The organism is Xenorhabdus sp. KJ12.1 (assembly GCF_963876495.1).
Lineage (GTDB): Bacteria > Pseudomonadota > Gammaproteobacteria > Enterobacterales > Enterobacteriaceae > Xenorhabdus > Xenorhabdus stockiae.
In genome coordinates this window covers 64711-83139 of record NZ_CAWNQH010000024.1, presented here as the reverse complement: position 1 = coordinate 83139, position 18429 = coordinate 64711, and the positions used below count along the sequence as shown (strand labels likewise).

Here is an 18429-nt window from a genome sequence, read left to right as displayed (position 1 = left end):
TAACTTAACACAAAAAAAGCCCGCGTGTTATGAGCGGGCTTTTTAATGTTGTGGGATTATTTCAGCCCGGCTGCATCACGCAGGATCTCAGCTTTATCTGTTGCTTCCCACGGGAACTGCTCACGACCGAAATGACCGTATGCCGCAGTATCACGATAGATTGGATGCAGTAGATCCAGCATTTTGATCAGCCCATAAGGACGCAGATCGAAGAACTCACGTACCAGTTGAACCAATGTTGATGTTGGCACTTTTTCAGTTCCAAACGTCTCAACCATGATAGAAGTTGGTTCAGCAACACCGATAGCGTAAGAAACCTGAATCTCACAGCGGTCAGCCAGACCTGCGGCAACGATATTTTTAGCTACATAACGTGCCGCGTAAGCCGCAGAACGGTCAACTTTAGATGGATCTTTTCCTGAGAATGCTCCACCACCGTGACGAGCCATACCACCGTACGTATCAACAATGATCTTACGGCCTGTCAGACCACAGTCACCCATTGGGCCACCAATCACAAAACGGCCTGTTGGGTTGATGAAGTATTTTGTCATCGGAGTGAGCCATTCTGCTGGTAAAACAGGCTTGATGATCTCATCCATAACTGCTTCTTGCAGCTCTTTCTGACCGATTTCTTCTGAATGTTGAGTAGAAAGTACAACGGCATCAATGCCGACAATTTTGCCGTTGTCATACTGGAATGTAACCTGACTTTTGGCATCCGGACGCAACCAAGGTAATGTATTGTTTTTACGTACATGCGCCTGACGCTCAACCAGACGGTGAGCATAGGTAACAGGTGCTGGCATAAGAACATCGGTTTCATTGGTTGCATAACCAAACATCAATCCCTGATCACCTGCTCCTTGTTCCAGAGGGTCAGCTCGGTCTACACCCTGATTGATATCAGGAGATTGTTTACCAATCGCACTGATTACTGCACAGGAATTAGCATCAAAGCCCATTTCTGAACTGGTGTAGCCAATCTCACGTACTGTATTACGGGTAATTTCTTCGATATCAACCCAGGCGCTGGTAGTGATTTCACCACCAACCATAACCATGCCGGTTTTTACATAAGTTTCGCAGGCTACACGAGCCTTAGGATCTTGTTCTAGGATTGCATCAAGAACAGCGTCGGAAATTTGGTCGGCAATTTTATCTGGATGACCTTCTGAAACAGATTCAGAAGTAAAAAGGTGTGTAGTCATTATATTTCGATACCTTAAATATAATCTTGGTTTAAGGGTGGATGTTTTACCATCTAGACGGCTAGTCTAAGTCACTATCACTAAATATACCAGTTTTTTTGGTTCCAAATACCTTCTGTTGTGTGACATTTTGGATTTCTTATCTGTCATTCCTTGAAATGTGCAGTTTAAAGAAATCTAACTTCTTGCGCGTTATCTCTTTGTGTGTTGTTGATTGGGCTAGTTTGTTCTTTTGTGCCCTAATATCACCCGGAATTGACGGAATACAAAAAATAATTATTTCTTTATTTTCAAATTGTTATTTTGTTGGTGGGGTTTATTTATCCAAGTAAATAGTGATAGAAGTGTTTTATATTAGTAAGAGATTGTTTACTTTCTATAAAGATAACGATGGAAATTTATCGGATATGATTATCTATATCTGTTAGGCATCAATAAATTTCATTTTGCAATTTTGTAGGATTACAGGTATAAACAGCGCCCTATAACTGATAGGTTTTTTATACTTCAAGTTATAGGCGTTTGCCGGATACGTTTTATGCGTGTTCTGCGTCTCATCAATTGAGAAACGGCTTTCGTAAAGCCATGTGGGGTGAATGGGGTTATGAACCATTATTTGCTGCTTGTTAACAACCGACAGCCACATTATGCCATTGGTGTATCCACATCTTGTTCCTTTCTTATCAATATGAATTCATTCCGATGTTACCTGAAACATTCGAGTAGACAGGTTGCTTCGGACAGAAGCCGTATTACCAAACCGTAAATATACATATTGTTTAGCTCCCTCTAAACGTTTTTATAATTTAAGAGCATGCTATTCCCTGACATTTATAAATGCGCAAGATACGCACACTAAATATAGTGTCTTGGGTTATTGACTACAGGTGAAGGCAAACCTCTACTCCATGAAGGAGACTGCCATGAATGATAATATCGCTCGTAAAATGCGCCAGACTTACAATATTGCATACTGGGGCGGCAACTATTACTACGTCAATGATCTGGGTAATGTCAGTGTTTGTCCAAATCCTGATTTGCCGGAAGCTCAGGTTGAGATTGTTGATCTGGTAAAGAAAGTTCAACAAGAGAAAAAACAATTACAGTTGCCAGCATTGTTCTGTTTTCCTCAGATCCTGCAACATCGTTTGCGTTCCATTAATGCCGCCTTTAAACGTGCGCGTGAATCCTATGGTTATAAAGGTGACTATTTTCTGGTTTATCCGATTAAGGTGAACCAGCAGCGTCGCGTGATTGAATCACTGGCTAATTCTGGCGAACCTGTCGGTCTGGAGGCTGGCTCCAAGGCTGAGCTGATGGCTGTATTGGCTCATGCAGGTATGACACGGACTGTAATTGTCTGTAATGGTTATAAAGATCGTGAGTATATCCGTCTGGCACTGATCGGTGAAAAACTGGGACACAAAGTGTATCTGGTCATTGAGAAAATGTCTGAGATCGCAATGGTGCTGGAAGAAGCGGAACGTATTAATGTCGTACCTCGTCTTGGTGTGCGGGCGCGTCTTGCTTCACAGGGAGCGGGTAAATGGCAGTCCAGTGGCGGGGAAAAGTCCAAATTTGGTCTGGCGGCCGCACAGGTTCTACAACTGGTTGAAACTCTTCGATCAGCCGGAAAACTGGATAGCCTACAATTGCTGCATTTCCATCTGGGTTCCCAGCTGGCAAATATCCGTGATATAGCAACAGGTGTGCGTGAATCCGCCCGTTTTTATGTCGAGCTGCATAAGCTGGGTGTCAACATTCAGTGTTTTGATGTGGGAGGAGGACTGGGTGTTGATTATGAAGGTACACGTTCCCAATCAGAATGCTCTGTTAACTATGGCCTGAACGAATACGCGAACAACGTTATTTGGGGAATTGGGGATGCCTGTGAGGAAAATGGCCTGCCACATCCGACGGTCATCACAGAATCTGGTCGTGCATTAACGGCTCATCATACAGTTTTAGTCTCCAATGTTATTGGAGCGGAATGTAATGAATTCACCGAGACGACACCACCGGCAGAAGATGCTGCACGTCCTCTGACAAGTTTGTGGGATACATGGCTGGAAATGCAGGATGATGGCTACAAACGTTCTTTGCGTGAATGGCTGCATGATAGTCAGTTTGATCTGTATGATGTTCATACCCAGTATGCCCACGGAATTCTGAATCTATCTGAACGAGCTTGGGCAGAGGAATTATATTTAAATATCTGTCGCCGTATTCAGCAGGATCTTGATCCAAGTAACCGTGCTCATCGTCCGATCATTGACGAATTACAGGAGCGCATGGCAGATAAACTCTATGTGAACTTTTCTCTGTTTCAGTCCATGCCGGATGCCTGGGGGATCGATCAGCTGTTCCCTGTTCTGCCGCTTGAAGGGCTGGATAAACCGCTGGATCGTCGCGCTGTTTTGCTGGATATCACTTGTGACTCTGACGGTATCATTGATCATTATGTTGAAGGTGATGGTGTGGCAACAACAATGCCAATGCCAGCCTATGATCCGGAAAATCCGCCACTGATCGGTTTCTTTATGGTTGGTGCCTATCAGGAAATTCTGGGTAATATGCATAACCTGTTTGGTGATACTGCGGCTGTTGATGTCTACGTTAGCGAAAACGGTGAAGTGACTTATCAACAGAGTGAAGAGGGCGATACAGTTGCTAATATGCTGCAATATGTGAAACTGGAGCCTCAGGTACTGCTGACCCGCTTCCGTGATCAGGTGAAATCGACCGATTTGGCTGAAAATCTACAGGAACAGTTCCTGCAAGAGTTTGAAAGTGGCCTGTATGGTTATACTTATTTAGAAGATGAGTAATTCTAATAATTAGTTGGTGCTATATTCTCATGGATCTTGGATTGTATTGAAGTGGTAAAGGAATGAATCCAACAAAGAGGACCGTGGGTAATTTTATTCAGAATGGAAGCGCCTTTCAGGCGCTTCTCAATCCAACAAGGTTGATATTCTGTTACAATTAATTAATTTTTAAATTAAAATAATTAATGTTTTAAAACGATCATAATATATTGAATGCTGAAAAAAAACAGCTAAATATAGTCAGTGATAATTATACTAAAATAAAAGAATAGTTTAGTTTAATTTAATGAATAAAAAATAATTTGAATTATATTAATATCAATCTACACTTAATATAATTAAAGCGTAATTTTTTCATGAAAAAATATTAAAGTTAGATTGAGGGGTGAAACAATTAATACTTTATATTAATCTTAATTATAATCCTATATTATAAAAATACATCCTTTCTGAGAAACGAAGAAATGTTTCTTTTTCTAGAGAAAAGTTCTATTTTTTATCTAAAAAATTAGGAGTATTATCATGACTGAACTTAAAGTTATTGAAAACGTATATATATCTAAATTAGAGGTGCTTCCTCCTGAATATATAGATAATGCCAATACTGTTAAACTCTATTTTTATACTTTCGATGGAAAAAAACGTACTGATTATGGACCCTATTATTTTTCTCGGAGGGATGCACTGGAAGGAACAGAGATGTATATAGCTCTGTTGATGGCTTTATTATCTAAGAAAAAAGTTAATTTGAAAGTTAATCCTCCATATGTATATCTTATTGGTGTTGTTATAGATGACTCTCCTGAGTGAATATTAGATAGTCTGGAGAGACGGAATGGGGATTAATTTAAATAATATAAAACAAGGTTTATATTATGAAAAATAAAAATGAAATTACACCAAAAAAAGAGATGGATGTTTTTCCTGAGCCGAATATTTCAGAGTATAAAGACGATAATTTTAACAATAAATGTGAATTAATGTATGAAAAAAAATCACCTCAAATTTTTAGTAAAATATCACATAATATTTCATATAAATTAAGGGCTAAAGATGGCTCTTTGTTAGCAATGGATAGAAAGGGAATTATATCCGGGAAACGATACGTTTTTTTTGCAAAAGATATACCTTTTCATACAAATGATGTGGTTATTATCAAGTTTTATGGAGATCCAAGCGAAGGTGGTCAGTTAGTAACTGGTTATAAGGAAAATAAATATGATAAATATTTTCTTTATGCTAATGGACCCGAAACATCATGGAATTGGATTTATTGGGATAAAGCAGGTGAAAGCTCTAAAGAGCTATTAATAAGGATGCGAGTAGAATATGCTGGGCAATCGATAGTGGGTGACCTGTATAAACTTATTTGGGATAATAATGGAACAGACATGTTCCTTTGCAGAGCAGATGACGAGTGGGGATATGTATCTTCTAAAGATTATACTCTTTTTACCTTTGAATCTTGTTTTATTGATCAAAATGATATATTTGAAAAACTAAAAAATACCTGGCCCACTGCTGAAATTTATTTCCATATGAAAAAACAAAACTATGAAGCAATTAGTAATATAACAATTAATGAGATATATAATGAGTCTGGATTAGATAAATATAAAATTAGAGATTATTCATTTACTAGTGAAGACTTTTGCTATGTATACAAATCAGAAGCATCAAAGCATGCATACAATAAAGAATTAACGCATGGGTATGCTGTTGGAATCATGTATTTTACTCAAAACGATAATACTATTGGCGCGGTTAACGTTTTTATCGATTCTTCACTGGATGTTTATATTTTCAATCCAGAATTTCGTTCTATAATAAAAGTTAAAGACTGGGATTATCCACCTTCGAAAATAATAATGTAAACATAACTTAAAAAACCAAATTCTTTGTCATTTTTATTTGAACGATTAAATACATATTATGTGGATAATTTACAAAAATTTTCAGGGGAATTTCATAATGGGTTATTTCATAATTATTAACATAATAAGCGCTGTGAACAGCGCTTATTATAACAAAAAATCAAACTAATTTAATCTCTATTCGGTTTAATCCCTTTCCTTTATTCTTTCTGGATAATTTAACTGTTCCTATTTCTTTTGTATTGCTCACATGCGTACCGCAACAAGGCATTTCTATTTCGTTGCAACACCATAATCTTATTCCATCCTGATATTTAAAAACTATCTCGTGTCCTTGACTGATAAAGCGATTGACTTCTTGTTCCAGTGCAGAGAGGGATTGAGGATCAATATTCTGTGAAAGAAAATAGTCTGCACGGTCTTTTTCATTATTAACAAAAGAGCCTTCGATAGACAAAAAAGTGGGCATTTTTCGCATGAAGAATTCGACAATATGGCTGGCAGTATGCAGCCTCATTGTATTCAGTCTTCTGGTACTATCGATTTGCCCCTCGATTTTCTGCCCGATACTGAAATTATCAGTTGTGACATAGTGTCTTATCGGAGCACTAAAATCTAATTTCCCTTCATCGGTATTGTCGACATGTACAGCGGTTACCGGATATTCGCCAATGGAACCAATATCGAAATCCTGATTCCCGGAAAGAGGATAAAATAATGTCTGATCCAGAACTATGTGATCATCACCTACATAGATGACAGTAGCTTCGAAATGTTTTTCATAGGGAATTTCGTCAAATAATCGTTTTGTTGAAAGCATGGTTACTCTCTTTATATCAAGATATCAAGAATAAAAAAATAGAATCAAAAAAGACGATAACTGAGATGATTTAGCTAGAGATTCAATCAAAATTAAAATTACCGGAACAGCGGAGACTATTCAACGATTCTTATAGAATTGGTGTAACGGAAGCATGGTTATTGTGTACTAAATTGAGGGGTTCCATTTTTTCCAGATAGTTGCTGCGTTTATTTCATCTAATTACCTCAAAAGTGTAGCAAGAAAAAATGATGTCTAATACTATATGCCCGAATATTGGTAGGTATGAGTAATTATCTGTTTTTTGATATTAATTGGTTGTTTTTAAAGGTTATTTAAAAAGTCAGACTTCTTGTGAAGTTAGCGTAATGTAATCAAGCCCTATGTTAATTAAACAGAAGGCTTTAGAGGATATATTATGAGTATTAGTTCCTTAGGAAACCAAATCGATAACTCTCTGGTTTCAAACGCCTTTGGCTTCCTGCGCTTCCCGTTGAATTTCCAGCCTTATTCCGGTGATGCGGAGTGGGTTATTACCGGTGTACCCTTTGATATGGCAACATCCGGCCGGGCTGGTAGTCGCCACGGGCCAGCCGCTATTCGTCAGGTCTCGACAAATCTGGCTTGGGAAAGCAGCCGGTGGCCCTGGAACTTCAGCCTGCGCAAGCGCCTGAATGTGGTTGATTGTGGTGATCTGGTCTTTAATTTTGGTGATGCGCAGGATATGAGCGACAAACTACAGGCTCATGCTGAGAAAGTGCTGGCATCAGGCAAAAAAATGCTGACTTTTGGTGGCGATCACTTTGTCACGTTACCGCTGTTGCGTGCTCATGCGAAGCATTTCGGTAAAATGGCTCTGGTTCATTTCGATGCTCATACCGATACTTATCCTAACGGCAGTAAGTTTGATCACGGTACGATGTTTTACCATGCGCCAAACGAAGGGTTGATCGATCCGGCGCATTCTGTCCAGATCGGTATTCGTACTGAACACGATACAGATAATGATTTCACGGTATTAGATGCAGGGCAGGTGAATGATCGCAGCGTTGAAGATGTTGTTGAGCAGATCAAATCTGTTGTCGGCGATCTGCCGGTATACCTGACTTTTGATATTGATTGTCTTGATCCGGCATTTGCGCCCGGTACAGGAACACCAGTGATCGGTGGTTTAACTTCAGATCGTGCGCTGAAAATTCTGCGCGCTCTGCAACCGCTGAATATCGTTGGTATGGATGTGGTGGAAGTTGCTCCTTCCTATGATCAGTCAGAAATTACCGCGCTGGCAGCAGCAACAATCGGTCTGGAATTACTGTATTTGCAGGCTTCGAAAAAAGCTGTTTAGCTTCAACCGCGATTATAATTTCCATTTTGAAAGTTCCTCTTAATGTTGTAATAGCACTCGCTTCAGTGAGTGCTATTAAAGCTGCCATTTATATCTATAAAGAGAAAATCAGTGGTAATTCGGATGGTATATTGACATGTCGGTTTTGTTACATCTTGTGGATTATCCTTGCAACAAATGAGACAAAGAAAAGATGTTGGTCTATAGTAGCGCATAATAATTTCTATTATTAACTATAACTTAAAGGTATTAAATATGCGCATCTTATGGTTTGTTGTAATTATTGGTTCAGTCTTAGGACTCATAATGGGGCTACTGCCCGCGTTATTTTTGTCTAACAGTGCTCCCCAAGAAGCCGCTGGAGCAGCTATTGCAGTTGCATGTTCGGTAGTGCCTTATTGTATTGCCCGTGCTGTTAGTATGCTGAACGGAAATTCAAAAAAAGACGATTAATGTAATGATAAGCGGTATTAATCTTAGTTAATACTTCAGGCCAAGGATGGCTTAGTTAGCTTCCATTCAGATAAAAAGTATTCCCAAACGCACCTATTGTTCCCAAATTGAAACAATCCCGCAAAACCATCGCTTAACCTTGCAGCATAGAAAAACTGCGTTAGGATGTTTTAAAAGGCATTCTTATGAGGATACAAGCATGATAATCACTTCAACTGAATTTAAGAATAATGATTTCCTGAGTAAAGAGCAGGAATTCAATGAGTTTGGTGGTAACGGTGGTAATCGCTCACCTGAGCTTGTCTGGACAGATGCACCTGCCGGAACAAAAAGTTTTGCGGTCACGGTTTATGATCCTGATGCCCCAACGGGCAGTGGTTTCTGGCACTGGGTGGCATTTGATATTCCGTTGGAAATACAGGCTTTATCCCCAGATGCCGGACGGAGTGATGGCAGCAAATTACCAGCTGGCATCATTCAGAGCAGAAATGATTACGGGCAGTTTGGTTTCGGTGGAGCGTGTCCGCCAGAGGGAGATAAAGCCCATCGCTATATTTTCACGGTACATGCTATGTCAGTAGAAAAACTGGGTATTGACGCTGAAATAACAAATGCGGTCGCACGTTTTATGATCTACGCCAATAGTCTGGCAACCGCCACTATTACCGGTTATTACCAGCGTTAACTGATTCATTGTTTTCCGGTTTTAAGATCTTCAGTTTATAAAAAAAGGGTATCAATATATGAGCAGCAATTCTTTTTCTTCTCCAAAGAAAGTTCAATGGAATCAGGGATTACAACAGGAAGCCGTCGAGATCCTGTCTAATGATGGCGGAATGATTGTCTGCCCGACTAAAGTGGGTTACATCATTATGACGTCTGATGCGAAAGGGCTGGAGCGCAAATTTGAGGCTAAGCAGCGCAATCGTAATAAGCCCGGAGTTGTATTGTGTGGATCTCTGGAACAGTTGAAAGAGCTGGCTCAGCTTAACCCGGAAATTGAAGAGCTTTATCAGAAACACTGGGATGCAGATGTGTTATTGGGCTGTATCTTGCCGTGGAAAGAAGAAGCGCTTAATCGTATTCCCGATGATGGTTCCAAAGAGCTGATGATGGATGGTCGTGGTACAAGCTGTTTTGTCATTAAATTTGGTAAGCCCGGTGAAATTCTGGCGAAAGAGCTGTGGGAAAAATACGGTAAATTCTCTTTCGCCAGCTCAGCTAACCCATCAGGCAAAGGTAATCGTGGTTTGGTGGAGTGTATTGGTGAACGCATTGAGGAGCGTGCAGATCTGATTATTACTGCCAATGATTATGTGAAATCTATTCAGCCGAATGAGACTGAGCAAACCCGTTATGAGCAGGGTGTGATGATTTCAATGGTAGATGACAATGGTAAATTAGTACCGACACAAAATGGTCAGCGTGATATTACACCGTGCCCGGTATTGATCCGTAAGGGGCTGGATGTCCATAAGATCATGGTAATAATGTCTGATATTTTCACAACATGGGATTACCGTCACGGCAACTATTATTGATAATCGCTGCGGGTGCGGCACCGTACCCGCTCAAATTACGGCGAATAAAGCCAGAAGAAACTAATTCTGTCCGGTTGGTCACACTGGCTTTGGCAAAAATATTACGCAGATGAGTTTTTACCGTAGAGAGAGAAATACTGAGCTGTAATGCTATGCGTTTATTACTCGCTCCTTCCCTGACCCACTGAATAATTTCTTGTTCTTTTGCGGTGAACGTGACCTGTGCATCGGGCAAAATATCAAAAGTCATTAATTCGGCCACAGGAATAATAGAGTGAAGTCTGATGATTTCCTGATGTTGAAACGGATAGTCCCTGAAAACTGAAAGACCCGCGAGAATTTTATTCCCACGGCGGATAAAGATTTCGATTCTATCCGTTAATTTATTGGGCTGCATAAAATCATGATAGAACTGTTGGCCACTCTCTTTCATATTGTCGTTCATGCTGACAAGACGCTGTTCATTGTGTCTGAAATTTTCCGGATGCAGCGGGTCTAACTGACAAAAATACGCGACATATGCCTGATACATATCGGGTGTGATGCCATACAGGATATGGTGTTCGGGCTGCCACTTTTCATTAACGAGATAATAAACAGCGGCAGACACGGGAATGATGTGAGCAATAGTATTCAGGCAGCAATTAACCAGTGTCTGTTGATGATGGCTGAGTGGTGATGTATTCATTGATCGTACCTATCTGATCCAGTTGTGAATTTATCATGGCTTTTCTGATTATGAATACAAAATATACATATTAATAATGTGAGATTGATTGCATTATTAAAAACTTATTCTTTCATGTTTTATCTGCTTTTAGACTGACTTTGTACATATTGCCTTTTATTTATTAACATATTAATTGATTGTTTTTTCATTATCGCCTGATATTTCTTGAGTTACGGTATTTTTTATCTTTTTCTTTGGTACTTTTCGGCAAAAAACAGTATGAGATACCCCTTTTGGGTATCGTTCTTTAGAATGATGGCAACACTTTTCCCCTTATCCCTATAGTTAAATCACAGTCACCGTTCGTTTACAAAAAATTCACAATTAAACCGACTGTATCTCAGGGTAAAAGGGGGAAGAAAAATGAATATGTCCTCAAAGTTAATCTCACATATTGAGAAGGGTAAAGTCGGTTTTCCGACGACACTTGCCAGTTCTGTTGGTGTGATTATGGCAAGTCCGGTTATTTTAACCGTCACCAGCGGGTTCGGGATAGGGGGTGATACATTCGCTCTGGCTGTGTTTCTCAGCTTTATTGTGATGCAGGCTCAGTTAACAACGTTTGCTGAGGCTGCCGCGATTTTGCCTACTTCCGGCTCAGTATATGATTATATTTCTTGTGGTATGGGACGTTTCTGGGCAATAACCGGAGCACTTTCTGCCTATTTAATCGTGCATGTTTTTGCCGGTACTGCGGAAACCATTCTTTCCGGCATTATGGCATTGGTGAATTTTGAAAGCCTCAATACCGTGATGGAGAGCAATAATGCGTCCTGGATGGTTGGAGTAGGGCTAGTGATCACCTTTGGTCTACTTAATGCGTTTGGGATCGAGGCATTCAGTAGAGTGGAGATTGTACTGACGTTTGCCATGTGGAGTACGTTAGTGATCTTTAGTTTGTGTGGCCTGCTTATGCCATTTCACACTTCAGTTGATGGCTGGTTTGGTGAGCCGCTGAATATTGCTGAACCGACCGTGATATTAAGTTTGATCGGCATGGCGATGTTTATGTTTATGGGCTGTGAGCTGGTGACGCCAATGGCACCAGAAATTAAAAATTCAGCAACAGTCATCCCTCGTGCAATGGCAATCGGATTGTGTGGTGTCGCGTTCTGTATGTTTATGTACGGTGCTGCGATGACACATCAGGTGGAAAACGTCATTGTTGACCCAGCAAATAATGTCAGGTTACTGGAAACTCCGATGGCAATTCCGGCTTTTGCCGGTCAGGTCATGGGGGATTTTGGTAAATACTGGATTGGTTTTGGCCTGCTGCTGGCGGGAGCGGCAACGATTAATACGCTGATGGCTGCTGTTCCCCGTATTTTATACGGTATGGCACTTGACGGTACTTTACCCCGTATTTTCATCTACCTGCACCCAAGATTTAAAACGCCCGTATTTGGTATTTTAGTGGCTGTTTTGATCCCCTGTATCCATGCTTTTGCCATTCAGGGCGATTTGAATCGCATTATGCCGCTGGTATTGGCTGCGGTTTGTTCTTGGGGAACGGCTTATCTGTTAGTCACAATTTCTGTCATCCTGCTACGTATCCGTCGTCCTGACCTGCATCGTGCCTATAAATCACCGTTTTTCCCTTTACCGCAGATTATTTCCGGTGTGGGAATTGTCATCGCTCTTATTTACATTACGCCTCCGGGCATGGATAAAGCGGATGTTTATATTCCGTTTATGATAATGCTTGGTTTAACAGCGGCCTATGCACTGGTATGGACGATATTTGTTCAGAAAGTTAATCCATTTAAGCCTGTCGAGGTGGAAGACGTACTGTCTAAAACGTTCTCTGAAACTGAATTGAAGGAGATTAAACTTGAGCCATTACGCAGCCTCCGCTAAATCTTCTTTCTGGCAAAAGATCAATCAACAGCGCTTGCCTGCCGACTATCAGGCAGGCCTGACTCTTAATCGGCTGGAGCGTGATCTCCAGCCTTATGATTGTGAAAGGACGGAGCCGGGAGAGCTGATCGTCAGACCAGAAGACCAGTTGGCAATATGTGTCAGCGAAAGGGTGAAAAAGTTGTTTATGGCATTCATCGTTTATACGCGTTTTTCTGTTTCCGGTGTGATAGATCAACCTTTGAATGCCGATATACAGGTAAAGACGGGAGGTAGCCTGCGTAAAAAGCGGGTGAGATTCTGTTCAAAACAGGAAGATGGACTCAAATTGATTGAACAATTGGCGCAATATCCTGTGATTCGACAGACGTTAGAGGAACTGGATTTCCGGTCATGCAGCCTGCAAATCACGGAAGGAAAATGGTGTTGCGAAATTGAACATTTTGCTGCTTCTGAAATTGTCAGCCGGTTTCCGGCGACCCGCCGTTATCTGCGTTTAACATCAGAGCAGCGTCATCGTTTACTCAGTACGTTGCATCTGATCCATCAGCTTATGCTGCAAGGTATTGGCAAAAAGCCGTACACGTGAAGAGAGCGTTTCTTCAGATTTAAACAGGACCCAGGATTGATAGATATCCATGTCCCATTCGGGCAGAAGCCTTATCAGTTTTCCGGCGGTGACGGATTCATGGGTGATATAGTCCGGTAGGTAAGCAATACCCGCTCCAGCCAGCGCCGAACTCATTAATGCTACACTATTATTAATGCGAAAACGGCTGCGCACTTCAATATCAAATTTATTTCTCTCTTTCTGAAACGGAAGGGAGATAGTATGAGCAGGGCCGCGAAACAGCAGATAATCATAACGGGGAAGATCTTCTGGCCTCTCTATAGTCGGAAACTGGCTGAGATAGTCCGGAGTAGCGTAAAGCCCCCAGGTGATATCAATCAGGGGCATCACAAGTGGATGGTCTGGTGTTTCACGGCCTACCACAATGGCGATATCACATTGATCTTTTTCCATGTTAATGATCCTGTCGGTCAGTTCCAGATCGACGCTGACATGGATATTTCCGGCAACAAAATTGTTCAGGGCCGGAACAATGCATTGACTGCCGAAAGATACCGGTGCAATCAGGCGCAGGCTTCCCATCGGTTCTTCATGGAAATTACGGATAAAACGTTCGGCATTTTTGGCTTCATTCAGAATACGCTGACAATATTGGTAATAGCTCATTCCGACTTCTGTCACCTGAATCTTGCGTGTGGTTCGGTTGAGTAACTGAGTACCGAGCCTGATTTCTAACTGTGCGATTTCACGACTGACGGAAGACTTAGAAAGCCTTAATGATTTTGCCGCTTCGGTAAAGCTCAATGTCTCTACGACACGGGCAAAGATCACCATTGAGCTGAGATTCTCAATATTATTCATAAAGTAACCTGATGATTTACTCCGAAAAACGATAACATATCACAGGTTCTGTTCAGAAGGGCTTTATTCTCTGTAGAAATTTTTCATTTAACGAACGACTGTTCCATGACAGAAACAGTGAGCCGAACGGTGGCATTTTGCTGCGATAAAGAGTAATTATTTTATAACAATAACAAGCTGTTCTTTTTCAGCATGTCTAAATATTCTGGAGGGCAATGTGAGATGAACCAAACTATGACACAAAAGATTCTCGCTCGGGCGAGTGGGCGTAAACAGGTCACACCGGGCGAAGTGGTTTGGGCAAAAGTGGATATCCTGATGTCCCATGATCCCTGTGCCCCCGGCGTTGCCAGCGTATTTAAAAAAGAGTTTGGTCAGGATGCCAAGATCTGGGATCCGACCCGTTTCATTATGATCCCAGACCATTTTGTTTACTCTGCTGATCCGCAGGCTAACCAGAATATACGGGTAATGCGTGAATTTGCCGCAGAACAGAATGTTAAGTATTTCTATGATGTCGGAACCCCCAATTACAAAGGTGTTTGTCATATCGGATTGGCGGAGGGAGGCCATACTCGCCCCGGAGAAGTTTTATTGGGGACGGATTCTCATACTGTTACCGCCGGCGCATTCGGAACATTCGCGATTGGACTGGGGATTACTGATGCTGCTTATGCCATAGGAACGGGAGAAATTCCGCTGAAAGTTCCGAGTACCATTCGTGTGAATTTTACCGGCACGAAGCCAGCTCATGTTCTGGCTAAGGATATGATCCTGGCGGTATTGTCAGAACTGACAGTAGATGGCGCGACCTATCAGGCGATTGAATTCGGTGGCAATGTCATTGATGAATTATCTGTCGAAGAGCGTATGACGATTTGTAATATGGTCGTCGAGTGCGGTGCCAAAAATGGCATTATGGTACCGAATCAGGCAACGCTTGATTATCTGGCAGAGCGGAATGAGGTGCCGTTTGAGATTGTTTACCCGGATGAAGACGCCCAATATACCCGTGTATTAAATATTGATGTATCGGATATGCAGCCGAAGATAGCCAAACCGCATTCTCCGGATAATGTGGTTTCCATTGAAAAAGTTGCCAATGTTGCTATTTCTCAGGCCTATATCGGTTCCTGTACCGGCGGCAAGATTGAAGATTTCGTTGCTGCTGCCCGTATTATAAAAGGCCATAAGGTTAAAATTCCGACTTACGCGGTACCAGCAACAAAAGAAGTATTCCATAAAACCATCACAACCCAGATTGAGGGCGTTTCTGTTTATCAGATTTTAACGGATGCGGGAGTGAAACTTTCTGCTGAAGCGGGTTGTGCTGCCTGTTGTGGAGGCCCATTGGATACTTTTGGTCGCGTTAATGATCCGATATCCGTGATATCCACGACTAACCGTAATTTCGTCGGAAGAATGGGGCATAAGCGCGCTAATATTTACCTTGCTTCACCGTACTCTGTTGCTGCGGCAGCAATTACTGGCCAGATCACTAATCCGGGAGAATTTTTATGAGTGATGTCGTTATGAATGATGCTGTTTTAAATGAACATAAGGAAAATATCATTCGTGGTCAGGTTTATGTTCTGGAGGATAATATTGATACTGACCAGATTCTGGCCGGGGAATATATCAAGGTAAATCCCTCTTCACCTGAAGGTTATGCTCAATTAGCGTCACTGGCGATGTGTGGATTACCTGAAGGATCGCTGCCTTTTATTGATGAAGAAAAAGGTAAGGCGAAATATCCGATTATTGTTGCCGGGCAGAATTTTGGCTGCGGTTCTTCCCGTGAACATGCCGTCGTGGCACTGGGCGCTTCGGGTGTAAAAGCGATTCTGGCACAGTCTTATGCCCGGATATTTTTCCGCAATTGTGTCTCTACTGGTGAATTATTGCCTGTCGCCGCACAGGAACGCTTGTGTGACAGCTTAGTGACCGGTGACAGCATTGAGATCGATATTGAAAATCAGACTGTAACGATACTGAAAAGCGGTGAAAAATACCCGACCGATCCTGTCGGAGAACTGGCTAATATTGTTGCTGCTGGTGGGCTGTTCTCTTATGCGCGGGCAACCGGCCGGATAAAATAATATACCCGTCGTCTTTCAAATTGCCTCTTTGTTGCTCTTTTACCGCCGTGAAGCAACTGGAAATCCAGAAAATATGCCAGCAGATTATAAGCTGGCATATTTGTTTCGGGCTTTCTTCATCCAACGATATAGGTCAATAACTGTTGTTGCGGCATCAGAACAAAATTTCCGTGAAACAGAGATCCGGCCTGATAATCATCAGTGAGTGTTTTCAGCAATTTTATGGTCACAGTGTGATGAATACAGTCAACTTCCACAATTTCTGCCGCATGGAAATCAAAAAATTGCTTCACATGGGGGTAAAGCGCTTTATAAAGACTTTCCTTGATGGAAAAGGCAAGTGTGAATGCCTGAATAAAAGTAAGCGGAGATTTTGCCAGTAATTCTTTCTCAGTTTCATTGATAATACTGGCTGAAACACTATCAATAGTTTCCTGTTTTATCTCTTTTTCGATATCAATCCCCACCCATTGATATTTATCACTTGAAGCCGCGAAAACAACAGCGCAGTTGGTTGAGTGAGAGATTGAGCCACAAATTCTTTCAGGCCAGATAGGAGAACGATCCTGAGCTGATTCCACCTGAAATTCAGGGTATCCCATGTTATTTAATATATTACAGGCACAGTAACGGGCAGCCAGATATTCCGCCCGACGTTTAGTGACAGCATTTCGCAATCGTTCAGGGTAGGTCACGCCATACTCAGTAAATAAATCATCCCGATAGCTGCCTTGAGTGAAATAAGCCAACATAATCTGGATATCTGGATGCCCTGATAGTAAGCCCTTTTGTATCGCAGTGAAAAAGGGGTCATTGATGGCAGTTGTCTGTACAGGGGTAAAAGTAATTTCTTTCATTATTGATTGTTCATCGGAAATGTTAATAAATTGTCTTTATACACAATGGATTTCAATATGCATCGCGGCGGCAAGAGAGAGAATCCCCGGGAGCATAGATAACTATGTGACTGGGGTGAGCGAGCGCAGCCAACAAAGAGGCAACTTGAAAGACGAAGTGTATAGCCAATTTTGCCACATTTAGTTTTAGTTCACTAAATGGTTAACTCTTTTTATACTGTACTTCGACCAATAAGAACAGGGATCTGAAAGCAGGGTGTATCTTATTGGTTGAATAACTGTTTGATTCAGTCCAATTTAAAAAAGAGGTAAATGTGGAAATATTAGTGACAGGTGGGATGGGATATATTGGTAGCCATACCTGCGTCCAGATGATTGAAGCAGGGATGACGCCGATTATTATCGATAACCTGTGTAATGCCAGTCAGGAAGTTCTGGCCCGCATTGAAGCGCTGACGGGTATCAGGCCACTGTTTTATCAGGGGGATATTCGTGATGAAGCCTTCCTTGATTCTGTTTTTTCCCGTCACTCTATAGCGTCCGTTATCCACTTTGCCGGTCTGAAAGCGGTTGGCGAATCAGTCGAAAAACCCCTTGAATATTATGATAATAATGTCAACGGTACATTAGTGTTAGTGCGCAGCATGCACAAAGCAGGCGTAAAAAGCATTATTTTCAGCTCATCGGCAACGGTATATGGCGATCCTGAAATTGTTCCGATTACTGAACAGTCTGCGGTAGGTAATACCACCAATCCTTACGGTACAAGTAAATATATGGTTGAGCGCTGCCTGTCTGATTTTCATCATGCGGAAAGTGACTGGTCAGTCGTATTATTACGTTATTTCAATCCGGTAGGCGCACATCCATCAGGTACGATGGGAGAAGACCCTCAGGGCATTCCTAATAATTTAATGCCATATATTGCTCAGGTAGCGGTAGGTCGTCGAGAAAAACTGTCTGTTTATGGCGATGATTATCCTACTCCGGATGGAACAGGCGTCCGCGATTATATCCATGTGATGGATCTGGCTGATGGTCATATTGCGGCACTGAATGCAGTCGGTAAAAAATCTGGTCTGCATATCTATAACTTGGGAACAGGAACAGGTACAAGCGTACTGGATATGGTGGCCGCATTCGGTCAGGCATGTGGTAAACCGGTTCCTTATGAAATTTGCCCTCGTCGCCCGGGCGATATTGCAGAATGCTGGTCAAGTCCTGAAAAAGCTGAGCGCGAACTGGGCTGGAAAGCAAGCCGCACTATTGTGGAAATGACCGAAGATGCATGGCGCTGGCAGTCTCAAAATCCTAATGGTTATAAAGCAGGATAATACGCACTTGGTGCTTTAATCGCATCATACAGACATAGCAGCTACACG

17 protein-coding genes are annotated in these 18429 nt (G+C 41.8%); 12 read left to right on the top strand and 5 right to left on the bottom strand.

Going from position 1 to position 18429, the window contains the following annotated elements:
• Positions 1-56: 56 nt before the first annotated feature.
• On the bottom strand, positions 57-1211 hold the full coding sequence (gene metK / locus AACS92_RS03370) for a methionine adenosyltransferase (RefSeq protein ID WP_099109952.1): 1155 nt from the start codon (positions 1209-1211) through the stop codon (positions 57-59).
• A 923-nt stretch (positions 1212-2134) separates the two neighbouring features.
• Here metK and speA point away from each other — a divergent pair.
• The 3 genes from speA to AACS92_RS03355 all read left to right on the top strand — a co-directional run bounded on the left by speA (position 2135) and on the right by AACS92_RS03355 (position 5913).
• The gene (gene speA, locus AACS92_RS03365; protein WP_099109950.1) at positions 2135-4039 is read left to right on the top strand and encodes a biosynthetic arginine decarboxylase; all 1905 of its coding nucleotides are present in this window, start codon (positions 2135-2137) and stop codon (positions 4037-4039) included.
• A 522-nt stretch (positions 4040-4561) separates the two neighbouring features.
• Positions 4562-4849, top strand: a complete 288-nt coding sequence (locus tag AACS92_RS03360) for a hypothetical protein (protein ID WP_099109949.1) — start codon at positions 4562-4564, stop codon at positions 4847-4849.
• Positions 4850-4914: 65 nt separating this feature from the next.
• Positions 4915-5913: a lectin MOA-related protein gene (locus AACS92_RS03355; RefSeq protein ID WP_099109948.1), complete on the top strand. Its 999-nt coding sequence runs from the start codon at positions 4915-4917 to the stop codon at positions 5911-5913.
• A 160-nt stretch (positions 5914-6073) separates the two neighbouring features.
• On the opposite strand, the gene AACS92_RS03350 is transcribed toward AACS92_RS03355, so the two are convergent.
• Complete coding sequence (locus tag AACS92_RS03350; protein WP_099109947.1) at positions 6074-6733, bottom strand: alanine--tRNA ligase-related protein; 660 nt, start codon at positions 6731-6733, stop codon at positions 6074-6076.
• A gap of 418 nt (positions 6734-7151) precedes the next feature.
• Between AACS92_RS03350 and speB the strand changes: the two genes are divergently transcribed.
• From speB to AACS92_RS03330, 4 genes are all read left to right on the top strand, one after another.
• The gene (speB, locus tag AACS92_RS03345) at positions 7152-8078 is read left to right on the top strand and encodes an agmatinase (RefSeq protein ID WP_099109946.1); all 927 of its coding nucleotides are present in this window, start codon (positions 7152-7154) and stop codon (positions 8076-8078) included.
• A gap of 255 nt (positions 8079-8333) precedes the next feature.
• Entirely contained in the window at positions 8334-8531 is a 198-nt protein-coding gene (locus tag AACS92_RS03340) for a hypothetical protein (RefSeq protein WP_099109945.1), read from the top strand.
• Between the two features lie 199 nt (positions 8532-8730).
• Positions 8731-9216, top strand: a complete 486-nt coding sequence (locus AACS92_RS03335) for a YbhB/YbcL family Raf kinase inhibitor-like protein (RefSeq protein WP_099109944.1) — start codon at positions 8731-8733, stop codon at positions 9214-9216.
• A 58-nt stretch (positions 9217-9274) separates the two neighbouring features.
• Positions 9275-10072, top strand: coding sequence for an L-threonylcarbamoyladenylate synthase (locus AACS92_RS03330; protein ID WP_099109943.1), 798 nt, complete (start codon positions 9275-9277; stop codon positions 10070-10072).
• On the opposite strand, the gene AACS92_RS03325 is transcribed toward AACS92_RS03330, so the two are convergent.
• Positions 10035-10760: a helix-turn-helix transcriptional regulator gene (locus tag AACS92_RS03325; RefSeq protein WP_099109942.1), complete on the bottom strand. Its 726-nt coding sequence runs from the start codon at positions 10758-10760 to the stop codon at positions 10035-10037. The genes AACS92_RS03330 and AACS92_RS03325 overlap by 38 nt on opposite strands.
• Positions 10761-11165: 405 nt before the next feature.
• Between AACS92_RS03325 and AACS92_RS03320 the strand changes: the two genes are divergently transcribed.
• Together AACS92_RS03320 and AACS92_RS03315 are read left to right on the top strand one after the other, a co-directional pair.
• Entirely contained in the window at positions 11166-12659 is a 1494-nt protein-coding gene (locus AACS92_RS03320; protein ID WP_099109941.1) for an APC family permease, read from the top strand.
• Positions 12634-13248 (top strand): DUF3156 family protein, encoded by a 615-nt coding sequence (locus AACS92_RS03315; RefSeq protein WP_099109940.1) that lies wholly within the window; start codon positions 12634-12636, stop codon positions 13246-13248. The genes AACS92_RS03320 and AACS92_RS03315 overlap by 26 nt, the downstream gene beginning before the upstream one ends.
• Here AACS92_RS03315 and AACS92_RS03310 read toward each other — a convergent pair.
• Positions 13180-14091, bottom strand: a complete 912-nt coding sequence (locus AACS92_RS03310; protein ID WP_099109939.1) for a LysR family transcriptional regulator — start codon at positions 14089-14091, stop codon at positions 13180-13182. The two genes, AACS92_RS03315 and AACS92_RS03310, sit on opposite strands and share 69 nt — an antisense overlap.
• 222 nt (positions 14092-14313) lie before the next feature.
• Between AACS92_RS03310 and AACS92_RS03305 the strand changes: the two genes are divergently transcribed.
• Together AACS92_RS03305 and AACS92_RS03300 are read left to right on the top strand one after the other, a co-directional pair.
• The gene (locus tag AACS92_RS03305) at positions 14314-15612 is read left to right on the top strand and encodes a 3-isopropylmalate dehydratase large subunit (RefSeq protein WP_099109938.1); all 1299 of its coding nucleotides are present in this window, start codon (positions 14314-14316) and stop codon (positions 15610-15612) included.
• Complete coding sequence (locus AACS92_RS03300; RefSeq protein WP_228859330.1) at positions 15609-16190, top strand: LeuD/DmdB family oxidoreductase small subunit; 582 nt, start codon at positions 15609-15611, stop codon at positions 16188-16190. Before AACS92_RS03305 ends, AACS92_RS03300 begins: the two co-directional genes overlap by 4 nt.
• Before the next feature lie 116 nt (positions 16191-16306).
• On the opposite strand, the gene AACS92_RS03295 is transcribed toward AACS92_RS03300, so the two are convergent.
• Entirely contained in the window at positions 16307-17047 is a 741-nt protein-coding gene (locus AACS92_RS03295) for a 4'-phosphopantetheinyl transferase family protein (protein WP_099109937.1), read from the bottom strand.
• Positions 17048-17361: 314 nt separating this feature from the next.
• Here AACS92_RS03295 and galE point away from each other — a divergent pair, with 314 nt between their 5' ends.
• A complete protein-coding gene (gene galE, locus AACS92_RS03290) occupies positions 17362-18381 on the top strand; it encodes a UDP-glucose 4-epimerase GalE (protein WP_099109936.1) in 1020 nt (339 codons plus the stop codon).
• The last annotated feature ends 48 nt before the right edge of the window (positions 18382-18429 follow it).